At 27.3% G+C, this 13891-nt stretch carries 10 protein-coding genes; 8 read left to right on the plus strand and 2 right to left on the minus strand.

All coding sequences use genetic code 11. The features are described from left to right. Positions 1-11 precede the first annotated feature (11 nt). The 3 genes from AB4Y15_RS05290 (at position 12) to AB4Y15_RS05300 (ending at position 3518) form a co-directional block, all read left to right on the plus strand. On the plus strand, positions 12-1652 hold the full coding sequence (locus tag AB4Y15_RS05290; RefSeq protein ID WP_427338910.1) for a hypothetical protein: 1641 nt from the start codon (positions 12-14) through the stop codon (positions 1650-1652). A 16-nt stretch (positions 1653-1668) separates the two neighbouring features. Continuing rightward, a complete protein-coding gene (locus AB4Y15_RS05295; protein WP_427338911.1) occupies positions 1669-2532 on the plus strand; it encodes a DUF4438 domain-containing protein in 864 nt (287 codons plus the stop codon). 98 nt (positions 2533-2630) lie between these two features. After that, positions 2631-3518 carry a YegS/Rv2252/BmrU family lipid kinase gene (locus AB4Y15_RS05300; protein ID WP_427338912.1) on the plus strand — a complete coding sequence of 296 codons (888 nt, stop codon included), beginning with the start codon at positions 2631-2633 and terminating at the stop codon, positions 3516-3518. 25 nt (positions 3519-3543) lie between these two features. On the opposite strand, the gene AB4Y15_RS05305 is transcribed toward AB4Y15_RS05300, so the two are convergent. After that, on the minus strand, positions 3544-3939 hold the full coding sequence (locus AB4Y15_RS05305) for a bactofilin family protein (protein WP_427338913.1): 396 nt from the start codon (positions 3937-3939) through the stop codon (positions 3544-3546). A gap of 21 nt (positions 3940-3960) precedes the next feature. Beyond that, a complete protein-coding gene (locus AB4Y15_RS05310) occupies positions 3961-4896 on the minus strand; it encodes a peptidoglycan DD-metalloendopeptidase family protein (RefSeq protein ID WP_427338915.1) in 936 nt (311 codons plus the stop codon). Between the two features lie 250 nt (positions 4897-5146). On the opposite strand from AB4Y15_RS05310, the gene AB4Y15_RS05315 reads away from it, so the two are divergent. The 5 genes from AB4Y15_RS05315 (at position 5147) to AB4Y15_RS05335 (ending at position 13886) form a co-directional block, all read left to right on the plus strand. Further along, positions 5147-5590 carry a MarR family winged helix-turn-helix transcriptional regulator gene (locus AB4Y15_RS05315; protein ID WP_427338916.1) on the plus strand — a complete coding sequence of 148 codons (444 nt, stop codon included), beginning with the start codon at positions 5147-5149 and terminating at the stop codon, positions 5588-5590. Beyond that, entirely contained in the window at positions 5590-7005 is a 1416-nt protein-coding gene (locus AB4Y15_RS05320) for an MATE family efflux transporter (RefSeq protein ID WP_427338917.1), read from the plus strand. The genes AB4Y15_RS05315 and AB4Y15_RS05320 overlap by 1 nt, the downstream gene beginning before the upstream one ends. A 114-nt stretch (positions 7006-7119) precedes the next feature. After that, the gene (locus AB4Y15_RS05325; protein WP_427338918.1) at positions 7120-12501 is read left to right on the plus strand and encodes a diguanylate cyclase; all 5382 of its coding nucleotides are present in this window, start codon (positions 7120-7122) and stop codon (positions 12499-12501) included. Between the two features lie 70 nt (positions 12502-12571). After that, a complete protein-coding gene (locus AB4Y15_RS05330) occupies positions 12572-13579 on the plus strand; it encodes a LacI family DNA-binding transcriptional regulator (protein WP_427338919.1) in 1008 nt (335 codons plus the stop codon). 58 nt (positions 13580-13637) lie between these two features. Continuing rightward, entirely contained in the window at positions 13638-13886 is a 249-nt protein-coding gene (locus tag AB4Y15_RS05335; RefSeq protein ID WP_427338921.1) for a YkuS family protein, read from the plus strand. Positions 13887-13891 lie beyond the last annotated feature (5 nt).

Here is a 13891-nt window from a genome sequence, read left to right on the forward strand (position 1 = left end):
GGAGGGGGAGCATGAGCAGAAAGCCTAAATTTATGAAAACTATTTTTGCGCTTATACTTACAATTATTATTTTAATAGGATTTCATACATACAATTATTTAAAAATTCAATCATTAAAATTTTCCAATGAATGGGGTAGGGGAATAGAAATAGGGGAATCTTTTATTAATAAAGAACCTATTATTGGAACCTATAAAGATAATATACTAATAGCGACTTTCAATAAAGAAGGAAGACTTTTATGTTATTTAATGTCAAAAACAGGAAAAGTTTTAGAGAGTAATTTATCTAATATAGATATTAATATAAATAGGATTAAGAATATTTATTTATTTGAAAATAAGTTGTTTTATGTAAAAGATAATAAACTTAAAGTATCTTATTATGATGAAGGTACAGGATTTACTCAGTCAGTTGAATTGTTAGACAACATAAAAGGATTTACTTTAAGTAAAATACAAGATGAATTATATATTGGTACATATAGTGATAAAAATATTGATATATATAAACTTGAAAATGATAAATTAAAAAGAATATATGAAATGAACAATAGATGGAATATAAAAAATATTCATTTAAAGGATATAAATGGCGGTAAGTATATATTTATTGTAGACAAAGTAGATTTAAACATTAACAATATACTATTAGTAAGGTTTGATAAATTAGATAATGATATTAGAAAAATAACGAATATTAAAAGTGGTTTTAATGCTGTAATTAGAGATATTAAAATCGAGATAGTAGATAATAAAATATTTTTGGTATATCCAATTACTAATGCAAAAGGTGGAAATAGAGTTTATCTACAACTAGAAATTTTAGATGCAGAAACTTTCAAACCTGAAGTTAGTAGAAAAATCACAGATAGTCATATAGACGGCGTAATAGCGTTAGGAGATAGTATATCTCTTTATAAAGATAATGGGAAAATTAAAATTATATGTTCGGGTATAAATATGAGAAATAAATATGCCATGTATTCAGACATTTTTGAATTAGAGATTGATAAACAAGGCAATATATCGAATGTAGTTTTTATTTCTAATACTGGAGATCAGTCAAAAAGGCCTTCATTTATAAGAACTAAATTTGGCGATTATTTAGCTTGGCTAGACATAGAGGTAAGTGGCTATAAATTGTTTATAAATAGCAAAAATAAAGATTTTATTTCAGAAAATAATAGATATACAAAAAACGATTATATAACTGCATTTTATAGAGCATTAGCATCTCCTTTTTATGCTTTAGCATTTGGATTTTTGAAGGGAATGGAGAGTTTCCTATATGTTCTAGTTATCTTTTTACCAGTAGAATTTATTCTTAGAAAATATAGAATTGATAAAGAAAATATTAAATTTAAGATATTTCTATCTTTATATATAGTTTTAAATTTATTGTTATTTAGAAGTACATTTTATAGTGGATATACAGTATTTTTCTTACCTAATTATCTTAAGTTTAAATTTGCTCCATATATAATGCCATTAATTTTAAATTTAATTTCTGGAATTGTAATATATATTTTTTATAAAGAAAATAAGAATTTAAGTTATATTAGTTTTTTAATATTTTTTATAGCTGTTAATATATACTTATCAAGTTTATTATATGTACCTTTTGCAATGACTAAAATAATACTTAAATGATAGGAGTGATTTATATATGCTAAATACAAATATTGATAAGTTAGTTAAACAATCAGTTCAAGGGAAAATCCATCATCCTATTCAGAACTTTCCTTATAGAATAAGTGGTGATGGTATTCCAAATGTACTACCGGCTACTGGCGGTATAACATATAATGTAAAAGTAGGGGATTGTGCTTTTGGTTGGGTTGGTGATCATGTTGAGCCAGGAGTTAGCATACGTAATGAAAATAAAAATGAAAATGTAGCTTTAAATTTATTTGCTTGTATAGGTAATGAAGCAATAGTAATTTCTGGCGATTCTAAAGGGGCAAAAGGTTTTGTAACAGGTAAACATGGAGGTATTGATCATGTTCTCATCTATTTTAAAGAAGAAGATTTAGAAAAAATGGCTATAGATGATAAAATATTAATAAAAGCTTATGGACAAGGACTTCAATTATTAGATTTTCCTGAAATAAAAATTATGAATATAGACCCTGATTTATTTTTAAAGCTAGGTATTAAGGAAACTGATGATGGAAAAATAGAAGTACCTGTTGTAGCAGAAGTACCCCCATATTTAATGGGCTCTGGTATAGGTTCTTCTAATTCATTTAGTGGAGATTATGATATTATGACTTTAGATAAAGAGGAAATTAAAAAATTGGGATTAGATAAACTAAGGTTTGGAGATTTGGTATTATTAAAGGATTGTGATAATACTTATGGTAGAGGATATCTTAAAGGAGCAGTTAGTATAGGAATTGTAATTCATAGTGATTGTATTAAGATGGGGCATGGACCTGGTATAACAACTATAATGACCTGTAAAAAAGAACTGATAAAGGGGAAAATTATGCCTGATGCAAATATAGCAAATTATCTTGGAATTAAATAATATAATTAAGCTTTTGCCTATAAATGATTATTATGTTATACTATGATTTGTTTTAGAATAATATTTTGAATACAAAAATTATGCAGCAGGTGATACGAATGAAAAAAGTAAAAGTTATATATAATCCGTCTTCAGGAAGGCAGATAGTTCAAAGGAGAATAGATACAATTTGTAATATTTTAATGGATAATGGCTATTTAGTAGGTAAGTTTGCAACAAAAAAGAAAGATGACGCTTTTAATGAGACTGTAAAGTGCTGCAGGGAAGATTGGGATATAATAATTGCATGTGGTGGAGATGGTACAGTAAATGAAGTTGCAAATGGTATTGTAGTGGGCGGTAGAAAGATACCTGTAGGTATTCTTGCTGCTGGAACTGTAAATGATTTTGCAAATTTCATGGATATACCAAGAAACGTGAAAGAGTTTTGTGATATGATATTAGCTGGTAAGACAATTGATGTAGATTTAGGAAAGGTAGGAGATAAGTACTTCGTAAATGTTGCAGCTGGTGGATTATTAACTAATGTTGCACATCAAGTACCATCAGAGTTGAAAACTGTACTTGGAAGAATGGCTTATTATATAGAAGGGCTTAAAGAAATACCTAGACAAAAGTTTAAACCAATAAAATTGACGATTGAAAGTGATGAATATAATGCTACTGAAGATGTGCTATTATTTCTTATATCTAATAGTTCATCAATTGGAGGATTTAAAAAGCTTGCTCCAACGGCAGAAGTAGAAGATGGTTACTTAGACTGTATAATAATAAAGAAGTCAGAAATTACTGATATAGTCTCTATATTTATAAATTTATTAAAGGGTGAACATATAAAACATCCAAATGTAGTTTATTTTAAAACTAAAAGAATTAAAATTAGTACTGAGGATGAAGTACATGTTGATGTAGATGGAGAATATCTCGGAATGTTACCAGCTGTATTCGAGATAGCACCACAAGCGTTTAGAATTTTTGTAAGATAAAAATAAGGAGCTTTAGAATTGCTCCTTATTTTGATTTTTTTGATTCTTTGTTGACTTTTGTTTCATTTAAGGTTTTAGCAACTTCCATTTTACATGAACCTTCAAATACGGCATTTTCATCAACGATAAATGTTTTTACTTGAATATCTCCATATAATTTGGCTGTATTCGTTAATCTTAATAGTTCTTTTGAGATAATATTACCCTTAACTATACCTGATATAAAAATATTATTACATGTAATATTACCATTAATCTTTCCACTTTCTCCAATAATAACATTTCCTTCGACGATTAGATCTCCTGTTAGCTCACCATCTAATCTTATTGTTCCTTTGCATTCAATTTTACCCTCAAGTTTTGTATTTTTACCAATGAGTGTATCGATCTTATCAAGTTTTGCTTCTTTTTTGTTAAACATTATGAATCGCTCCTTATAAAGTTATTCATAATTATCAATTATATTTTTTGGGTTAACGGGTTTGCCATAGTATCTGATTTCAAAGTGTAAATGTGGTCCTGTACTTCTACCTGTATTGCCCATTTCAGCAATGACTTCTCCTTTTTTTACATGTTGCCCTACTTTTACAAGGAGTTTTTTGTTATGTCCATATATAGATTGATAACCATATCCATGACTGATTATTATGACTTTCCCATACCCCCCATAATAACCCGCAAAAGTTACAACCCCACTTCCGGCAGCTCTAATTTTCGTTCCTGGTTTATTTGCTATATCTAATCCCTTATGAAACTCTCTTCCTTTACCAAATGGATTGCGTCTATAACCATACCCCGAAGTTATTTTACCTTTGGCAGGCATTAGATTCGGTTTAGCATCTAAATATTTTAGCTTTTTTTCTACATCTGCTATTAGTTTAATTAATTCTTCTTTACTACTATCTAAAAGTTTTGATAAATCATCCATTTGTGATGTTATGCTACTATCAAGTTCTTCTAAAACTAGTTTTTCTTTAGAAAATAAATTTCCACTTCTTGAAGGATTTATTGCTTTTTTTTCTTTTTTATTATCTTTAATTCCGACCATGTTTTTGATTTTCTCTTGAAATTTAGAAATAGTATCGAGTTTTTCCTGTATTTCAGTAGTTTTTTGTCTCAAAGTTTCAATTTCAGCTTTTTGCTTTAGGTTTACATTATTTACATACTCTAGTTCATCGAGTTTTGCTAAATATTCATTTTTTAATTCTTGATAAGAATAAAATAGAAAAATAGTTGTAGATAAAGTGATAGTAATAAGAAATATTAAGAGTTTAGGAATCCATGTGGCTATTTTAAATTGTTTTATATTGTTAGAGTGGGGAATGATAAGTAAAGAGAAATATTTTGGCTTTTTTGTTTTAGTATGTATATATTTCAACCTTCCCCCCCTTTCGCTAAATAGTTAAGGTAAACAAAGTCACAGATTACTTATTCTATAAGTGTTTTATAAATCCTTCTTAGTATTTTGAGAAAATTGTAGAAATTAATTTAGGAAAATATGTTATATGAAATTGCTTATTATTTTTGTGCAAAAGTTAAGGTTATTCTGTTGAACTACAATGTATCAAATGGTATTATTAACTATAGTAATAAAATTTAGAGTATCGAAATATTAGGAGGTATAAGAAATGCGTAAACTTAATAATGTTGAAGCTATTGAAAAATATTTAAGAAAAATCGACTGCATAATAAAGAAAAAAGGAAGAGAAATTTTAAAAGATTATAATATAACAGGGCCTCAATTTAATGCACTTCAGTATTTGATAAGAGAAGGGAATTTGACGATAGGTGAGATAAGTGAAAGATTAGCTCTTGCATATAGCACAATAACGGATTTAGTTGATAGAATGGAAAAGAATGGTTTGGTTGTAAGAGTAAGAGATGATAAAGATAGAAGAGTGGTTAGAATAAAAGTGCTAGATAAGGGATTTGAAATATTGCAAAAGGTCCTTAATAGAAGAATAGATTACTTAGAAAAGATGTTAAGTTCTTTTACAGAAGAAGAAAAGCAGTCTCTTGTTAAAAGTTTAGAAAAGTTATATATAGCTATGGAAAGAGAGGGGGAGTTATGATGGAAACCGTAAAAGATGCGAATGAAGCATTAACTGATAAAAACTTAACTAGACAAACTATTAATTTAGCTCTCCCTGCAATTATGGAGATGCTTATGCAGACTTTATTAGGTTTTGCTGACATGGCTATGGTTGGAAGTCTTGGAGCTTCAGCTATTGCAGCAGTAGGCATAAGTGATATGCCTATGATGACTGCGATGGCAATCTTTTCAGCTATAAGTGTTGGAACTACTGCTTTAGTTGCGAGATTTATTGGAGCTAAAGATATCAAAAAAGCAAATGATGTGGCTAAACAAGCACTTATCATTAGTTTAGTTACTGCTGTATTTTTTGCTTTATTAGGTCAGTTACTGGCTAAAACAGTAGTTATTTTAATGGGAGCAAAAGCAGATGTAATTCCACAAGCTACAAATTATTTTAAAATTGTCAGTTTATCCTTACCTTTTATGATAATAGGTATTATAATGAGTGGTGTTTTTAGAGGTACAGGGGATACTAAGACACCTATATATATAAATGGGGTTTCAAATATAATAAATATAGTTGGAAACTTTTTTTTAATTTACCATACTCGAATGATAAATATAAGTATTCCTATATTAAATAAAAGTATATTTATTAAAATACCAGGTGCTGGTTTAGAAGTGGTTGGGGCAGCTATTTCTACGGCTTTTGCTCGAAGTATTGCTGGTTTATTTATTTTTTTAATAATTATTAAAGGTAAAGGTAAAATAAAAGTGAATATTAAAGAAAATAATAAAATCGATTTTCAAATTATTAAACGTATTTTTAATATTGGAATACCCGCTGCAATAGAACAATTTTTTATGAGATTTGGACAACTTTTGTTTTTTAGAATAGTAACAAGTCTTGGAACAACAATGGTAGCAGCACATAGAATTACATTAACTGCTGAATCTATATCTTTTATGCCAGGGTTTGGATTTGCACTAGCAGCAACTACATTAGTTGGTCAGTATTTAGGGGCTGAAAATCCTAAACTAGCACAGAAAAGTGGATATATTGCTGTAAAAATGGCTTCTATAGTGATGGGGATATTTGGACTTTTTTTCTTTATTTGGCCTGATATGTTTTTAATGATTTTTACAAGAGATAGGGAAATATTAGATAGTGCGAGATGGTGTCTCAGAATTGTTGCTATATCACAGCCTTTTTTAGCAGGTGTAATGGGATTTGCTGGGGGATTAAGAGGTGCAGGAGATACTAGATGGGTGCTTATAATTACTTTTACAGGTATTTGGGGAATAAGACTTACATTAGCATACCTATTTGTAATAGTTTTAAAACTTGGTTTGATTGGTGCTTGGATAGCTATGAGTATTGATTTAATTATAAGAGGATTATTATTATTTATCAGATTCAGATCTGGTAGATGGAAAAGTATACAAGTATGATAACATGTGTAAGATATACTCTTTAAGCTTGATTTATGGTATAATGTTACTTAAATTCGATATATTCTGAAACTTGCAATGTTAAGTATTGTTTGTTATAGGGAAGGGGATTTTATGGAATTAATAAACAATAGGTATTTTATAAATAATATTATTGAAGAAAATGATGAAAGTATTAAATATGAAGTAAGGGACTTAATAAAAAATAATGCAAAGAAATTTTTAAAATTATACAAAGACACCCCAAATACTAGTAAATATGTAAAATACCTAATACAAAATTTTATTAGATATAGTACTATTACGCACCCTAATATTATCAGAAGTTACAGTTTTGACATAGTTAAAACAATTGATAATAAAGATTCAAAAAAACTTCTGTATTTTTATACAACTGAAGTAAAAAGTGGATTTAAGCTTATTGATGTTATAGATAAATTTACAGAACAAGAAGTAATCAATATTATTTATCAAATATGCGATGTATTATATCATTTGCATTTACAAGGAATAACTTATACTTTCTTAAATCAACAAAATATTTTTATAAATAAATCTAAAAATGAAATAAAAGTTAAATTACAAGATATTGTTTCGGTGAAAGAACATATTATAAGCAGAACTTTTGGCTATAATGATAGATTATTTATTGCACCTGAATTTACCTTTGATAAAAAAAAGATAGATAAACGAACAGATATATTTTCAATTGGTATATTATTTTATGTTTTGTTAAAAGGTAATAAGATAGATTTTAATTATCAAAGTATATTGGAAGAAGTAAATAGTCGTGATGATGATTATTTTAAGATTATTAAAAAATGTATAAGCAGAGATGTTAATAAGAGATATGATGATATTTACCAATTAGTTAATGATTTGAATATTATCACAGGAAGACAATTCGAGTTTGATTTTGCAAATCGAAATTTAATATTTAAAACACCGATAGTAGGTAGAGATAAAGAAATAAAAGAAGTGCTTGATGTTGATAGTCAATTCAATATAGGCAATTATAAAACAAAATTGGTGTTAATTAAAGGAGAAAGTGGAATTGGTAAAACACGTTTTCTCAATGAAATAGGATTTAGATTGAGAATGAGTAACAGAACATTATTTAAAGTTATGGTTGATATATCAAATTCAGTTGGCTCTTCACCAATTCAAATGATTTTAAAACAGATGGTAAAGAGTGCAGATATTAGTTTAATTGAGAAATATGGAGCAGAATTAGTTAAAATAATGCCAGAGATAAGGCTTATTAAAGACATTAAACCATCACCAGTTTTAAGTGCAGATAAGGAAAAGTTAAGGTTATATGATCGGATTACTAACTTCTTTGTAGATTATGTAAATAAGACGCCAACTTATATTATGATAGATGATTTGCATAATGCGGACTTAGAAACTTTTAGAATGTTGAATTATATTATAAGAAACAGCAGTTCAGTTCCTTTATTATTGATTATTACTTATGATGAAGAAAAAATAAAATATAGGTCAGAGATAAAAGGTATTATTAATGAATGGAAAAAGTTAGATGAAGTTAAAGAACTTGAATTACTTAAACTTAATCTATATGAAACAGCAGAATTATTAAGTAATATTTTGAATATTGATTATAAACCTATTAATTTTACAGCTAGAATAATAGAAGAAACTAATGGGAATCCAAGATATATAGAAGAAGTTTTGAAAAAACTGTATGTAGCAAAAGAACTTTATTTGGATAAAAGAGGTACATGGAATTTAAAGATTGAAAACATTAACCAACTTCTTATACCTGAAAATATAGATGAAGCTATTAAAGAACAAATTGAACTATTAGATAGAGATTTGTACAGTATTATTAAAATAATTTCTGTATTTAACAGTCCAGTTTCTCAAAAAATTATAGAGAAAATGGTAAATATAAGTGAGGAAAAATTATTAAGTTTAATTGAAAAATTAGTTTCTATGAAACTATTGGATAAACGAGTAGAGGATTGGGGTTATACTTATACTTTTTATAATCGGAATGTCAAAGGATATATATATAACAGTATTGATAAAAATGAAAGAAGTAAACTGCATAGACAAGCATCTGAAATTCTTGAGGATATTTATAAGAAACAGGATAGAGTAAATTTTGATGAATTAATCTATCATTTAACTTTATCTAATGAAATAGATAAAGCCATTGATTATGCTATTACATTTGCAAAGAAGATGCAGAGATTACTTGCGAATTCACGTGCAATGTTATTATGGGAAAAAGCATATAGACTTTTAGAGAAAAAACCGAATGATATAAGGAAATTAGATGTATTAATAAATATGGGTAAATTATATGCTTATCAGGGTGAAAATAATAAAGCTATAGATATGTATAAAAAAGTCCTAAAAGGAGCGCTGGAATCAGATAATAAACAGTTGGCTATTAGATGCAAAATAAATATGGCTAATATTTTTTATCTAAGAAATGATTTGAACACATGTAGAAGATTAGCGATAGAAGCATATTTAGAGGCCAAAGCTATAGACTCGATTGAAGCTATCTTAGATGCTGTGATTTTATTAAATAAAATTAATATTTGGAAGGGCAAATATGATTTAGTTTTGAAACTTAGTAAAAAATATTTAAGATTAGCTTTGGAAGAAAATTTATATAAATATGCAGGCAGTATTTATAATCATATGGGTCTTGTTCATATGTTTACAGAAAAAATTAATTTGGCGATAGAATGTTTTGAAAAAAGCATAGAGTTATTCCAAAAAGCTAATGAATTTGTAGAATCTACTCGTCCTATTAATAATATTGGTATAATTTATGCTAATTATTTTGATGAAATTGACAAAGCAATGAAGTATATGAAAGAAGGAATTGAGATATCTCAGAAGTATAATTCTATACAAAATGAAGTGGTATTTCTAAACAATATAGGTGAATTATACTTAAATATTAATGAATATGAAAAGGCTAAAGAAGTAGTTGAAAAGGCTGTTAAACTATCAAAAGAGCTTGAATATGAAGATATGTATTTTCTTGCTATGAAAAATTTAGCTGCTATATACCTTCATACAGGAGAGTTTGATAAATCTTTTGATTGTTATTATGTTATAGAAGAGAAACTCAAAAAATCTAATATAAGTAAAATAAATGTTGCTGAGTATTATAATTTTCTAAGTGAATTTTATTATAAATTTGGGAAATGGGATAAAGCAAGAGAATATTGTGATAAGACAATAGAAAATAGTACTAAATTTGATATTAAATATAAACTTAACGCAATATCTTTAAAAGCTCTTATTAAATATTATGAAACTGGTATATTAGATAAAGAAGAAATTAATAGAATAAGAAATGAATTTAAACTTAGAAATCGAAATACTGGTCGAAGAGATTTCCTTTTAAGGATAGCATATGTTGCTATTCAAGTTGGTGATATAGATTACGCATTAGAATTATTAGAAGAAGATGCTGAAATAGCAAAAAGAGTATCTACAATTTATCTGGATATAGTTAGAAGAATGTTGATTATATGTATAGAAGATTGGGGAATTCAAAGACTAATAGAAGTACTCAAACTAGTTAGAGATAATAGATTTTTAGAGTTTGAATTGTTTATTTATTATATGATTGGCGAAAAGTTCTTTAAGAAACAAGAGTATTATAAAGCAGCTAATTATTATCTGATGGTTTTGGATTTGTTAAAAAGACTTTCAAAAAAAATACCAGATGAGAGTTTTAGATTAACTTATTTCAGTAGTCATGGAAAGTATAAGATAACACAAAGAGTAAGTATGATAATAGATAATTTATTAAAGGATAAAGATGAATTATTGGTGAAGAAAGCAAATGAAGTACTTAAAAAATTGAAAGATAATAATATGAAAGATATTGATCTTTTAATAAACTTATTTAATAAAATAAACAAGACAATAGAAGAAAATAGTAAAGATGCAAAGGCATATTTAAATATATTACAGGTAACAAAATTGATAGAAAAATTTAATGATGATTATGAAAGTAATTTACAAAGGCTAATAAGATTTGCAGTTGACCAAAGCTTAGCTAGCAGAGGTTTTATTTTCATAAATAATGAAGTTACAAATGAATTAGAAGTTATCGCTTCTACGATAGATAATATTGACCAGGCAGAACTGAAAAAAATAAAATTTATAGTTAAACAGAAACAGAAAGCTTTTATTTTAAAAAATATTTTTGAAGAGGTAAAAAGTGAAACAGAGAGACTTTTATTTGGTGATATTAAATCAATGATTTGTATTCCAATTTTTAGGACTAGAAAGGAAAGTTTATTAAACAAAGTAGAAAGAAGAAAAAAGATAAAGAGCTTTTCGAATGATAAGATTATAGGGTATTTTTACTTGGATTCAGATATAATTTTTAATAGATTTGATCAAAGCACTTTTGAGTTAATGAAAATGTTATCTTATATAGCTTACTTAAATATTGAAAATTATTATTTGAAAGTTTCTTCGTCAACAGATAAACTTACTGGAATTTATAATAGAAAATATTTTGACTTTCTATTTGATGAAATACTAAGATTCTCGAAAGTTAACAACCATAGTTTCTCGGTGATAATGGCAGACATAGACAAATTTAAAAACGTAAATGATGTATTTGGTCATCAAAAAGGCGATGAAATTTTAAGCAAAGTTGCGCAAATAATCCAGAATAATATTAGGAATACTGATATTGTAGGGAGATATGGTGGTGAGGAATTTATAATTATTCTGCACGATACCAAAGGAAATGAAGGATTAAAAGTTGCAGAAAAAATAAGAAAAGAAGTAGAAAATGCTAATTTGATAAGTAAAGATTATCCAGTTACTATTAGTTTAGGAGTATCGAATTATCCACAACATGGACAATTTAAAGACGAACTTATAGAAAATGCTGATAAAGCTTTGTATCATGCAAAAAATACAGGAAGGAATAAGGCAGTTCTTTGGGATAGTTCTATTAGAGATAAAGCAGTAAGATTTGACAAACTTGCTGGTATAGTAACTGGAAACACAGTACAGGACCAACGTATAGTTTCTTTAATGATTGATGTTTTAAATCTATTAAAACTAGATATAGAAGTGGAGCATAAGATATTTGAGGTTTTAGGTAGATTAATTGAAGTTATGGAAGTTCAACAAGCAATATTATTTACAATTGATAAAGATTCAAGCATAAATAAGATATATGCTAGAAGAAGAAAAGAACAGAAATGGGATAATTATCCTAGATATAATAAAAATATTATAGAAAGGGTAATAGATAATAATAAAGGTGAATTTTTAATCGATTGGGAAGATATAGGCAAAATTGATCCTATAACAGGGAAACCAGATTGGCAGTCAGTAATAGCTGCACCTTCAATTATAAATGGAAAGATTAAAGGTGTTTTATATCTCTCAGTACCAATAAAGGAAAAGGAATTCGATTATAATTCATATAACTTTGTTTGTAAAATAGCAGATATAATTGCAGCTATTATTTGATTTAATAAATAGAATATAATATCATATATTTGTTTGTAAAAATTAAAGAAAATGTTTTGGAGGTGATTTATTGTCAGTTACTATTAAAGATGTAGCCAGAATAGCTGGTGTATCTATTTCAACAGTATCTAGAGTTATTAATAATTCTAAGCCTGTTAGTCCAGAAATTAGAAAAAAAGTTTTGGATGTAATAGAAGAAATTGGATACAAACCAAATGAAATTGCTAGGACTTTAGTTACAAAGAAATCATTTTTGATTGGTGTTATTGTAACAGATATCGGTAATTCATACATAGCTGATATGGTAAGAGGTATTGAAGAAGTTGGAAAAATGTATAATTATGATATTCTTTTATGCAGTACGTATGGCGATAAGGCAGCAGAGTTAAAATATATGCAGCTACTTAATAGAAAGCAGGTTGAAGGGATAATTTTAGTATCTGATGTTTTAAATCCAGAAATTAAAGAACAAATTGATAAATATGATATACCATTTGTATTTTTAAGTAGATTTTCACACCAAGAAGATTATGCAACAGTGACTATAGATTATATTGATGCTTCTTATGAAATGACTAAGTATTTAGTTAGCTTAGGACATAGAAATATATTATATTTAGGAGTAAAGGAAGATGTTAATTCATTAGAGAATATGAAAATAAAAGGATTTGAAAAAGCTTCGACAGATACTGAAGATATGAATAGCAATATTTATTTTGCAAAGGGATACAAGATAGAAGATGGATATGAAGCTGCTAAAGAAATATTTAAGACTTATAATGATTTTACGGCTATATATTGTAGTAATGATGAGTTAGCTATTGGCGTCATGAATTATTGTTATGATAATAAAATAAGAATACCAGATGATATTTCAGTTGTAGGATTTGGAGATATTAGTATTGTCTCTAATTTAAGGCCTAGATTAACAACAATTAAGATACCATTTTATGATATAGGAGCTGTTGCAATAAGAAGGATAATTAAGGAGCTTAAAAAAGAACCATTAGAAGAAAAACGTACAATATTGCCATTCCATTTACAGAAGAGGGATAGTTCAAAAAAATTAAATAAATAGGAATAAATACATCTCCAGATACTCATAATAAATATGAGAGTATTTGGAGGTGAATACTGTGAAAAAGAGAATTGTAGTTGAAGATGGATTAAAGAATATGAGGGATTTTCTTTCAAGCAGAGGATATTATGTAGAAAGTTTAAGTAGGAGTAAAAATAATTTAGATAATTGTGATGCTATTATAGTTTCAGGGCAAGATAGTAATTTTATGGGGATACATGATAGTATGACTAAAAAACCTGTTATAGATGCAGCTGGGAAATCACCTCAGGATGTATATAATCAATTGAAAGGACTACTTAAATAAAAGCA

The sequence above is a fragment of the Caloranaerobacter longqiensis genome, assembly GCF_050286925.1.
Lineage (GTDB): Bacteria > Bacillota > Clostridia > Tissierellales > Thermohalobacteraceae > Caloranaerobacter.

What these genes read in the sequence shown, in the direction of transcription:
- AB4Y15_RS05325 (WP_427338918.1), top strand. Translation starts at nt 7,120, where the DNA reads ATGGAATTAATAAACAATAGGTATTTTATAAATAATATTATTGAAGAA.
- AB4Y15_RS05290 (WP_427338910.1), top strand. Translation starts at nt 12, where the DNA reads ATGAGCAGAAAGCCTAAATTTATGAAAACTATTTTTGCGCTTATACTT.
- AB4Y15_RS05295 (WP_427338911.1), top strand. Translation starts at nt 1,669, where the DNA reads ATGCTAAATACAAATATTGATAAGTTAGTTAAACAATCAGTTCAAGGG.
- AB4Y15_RS05305 (WP_427338913.1), bottom strand. Translation starts at nt 3,939, where the DNA reads ATGTTTAACAAAAAAGAAGCAAAACTTGATAAGATCGATACACTCATT.
- AB4Y15_RS05300 (WP_427338912.1), top strand. Translation starts at nt 2,631, where the DNA reads ATGAAAAAAGTAAAAGTTATATATAATCCGTCTTCAGGAAGGCAGATA.
- AB4Y15_RS05320 (WP_427338917.1), top strand. Translation starts at nt 5,590, where the DNA reads ATGGAAACCGTAAAAGATGCGAATGAAGCATTAACTGATAAAAACTTA.
- AB4Y15_RS05315 (WP_427338916.1), top strand. Translation starts at nt 5,147, where the DNA reads ATGCGTAAACTTAATAATGTTGAAGCTATTGAAAAATATTTAAGAAAA.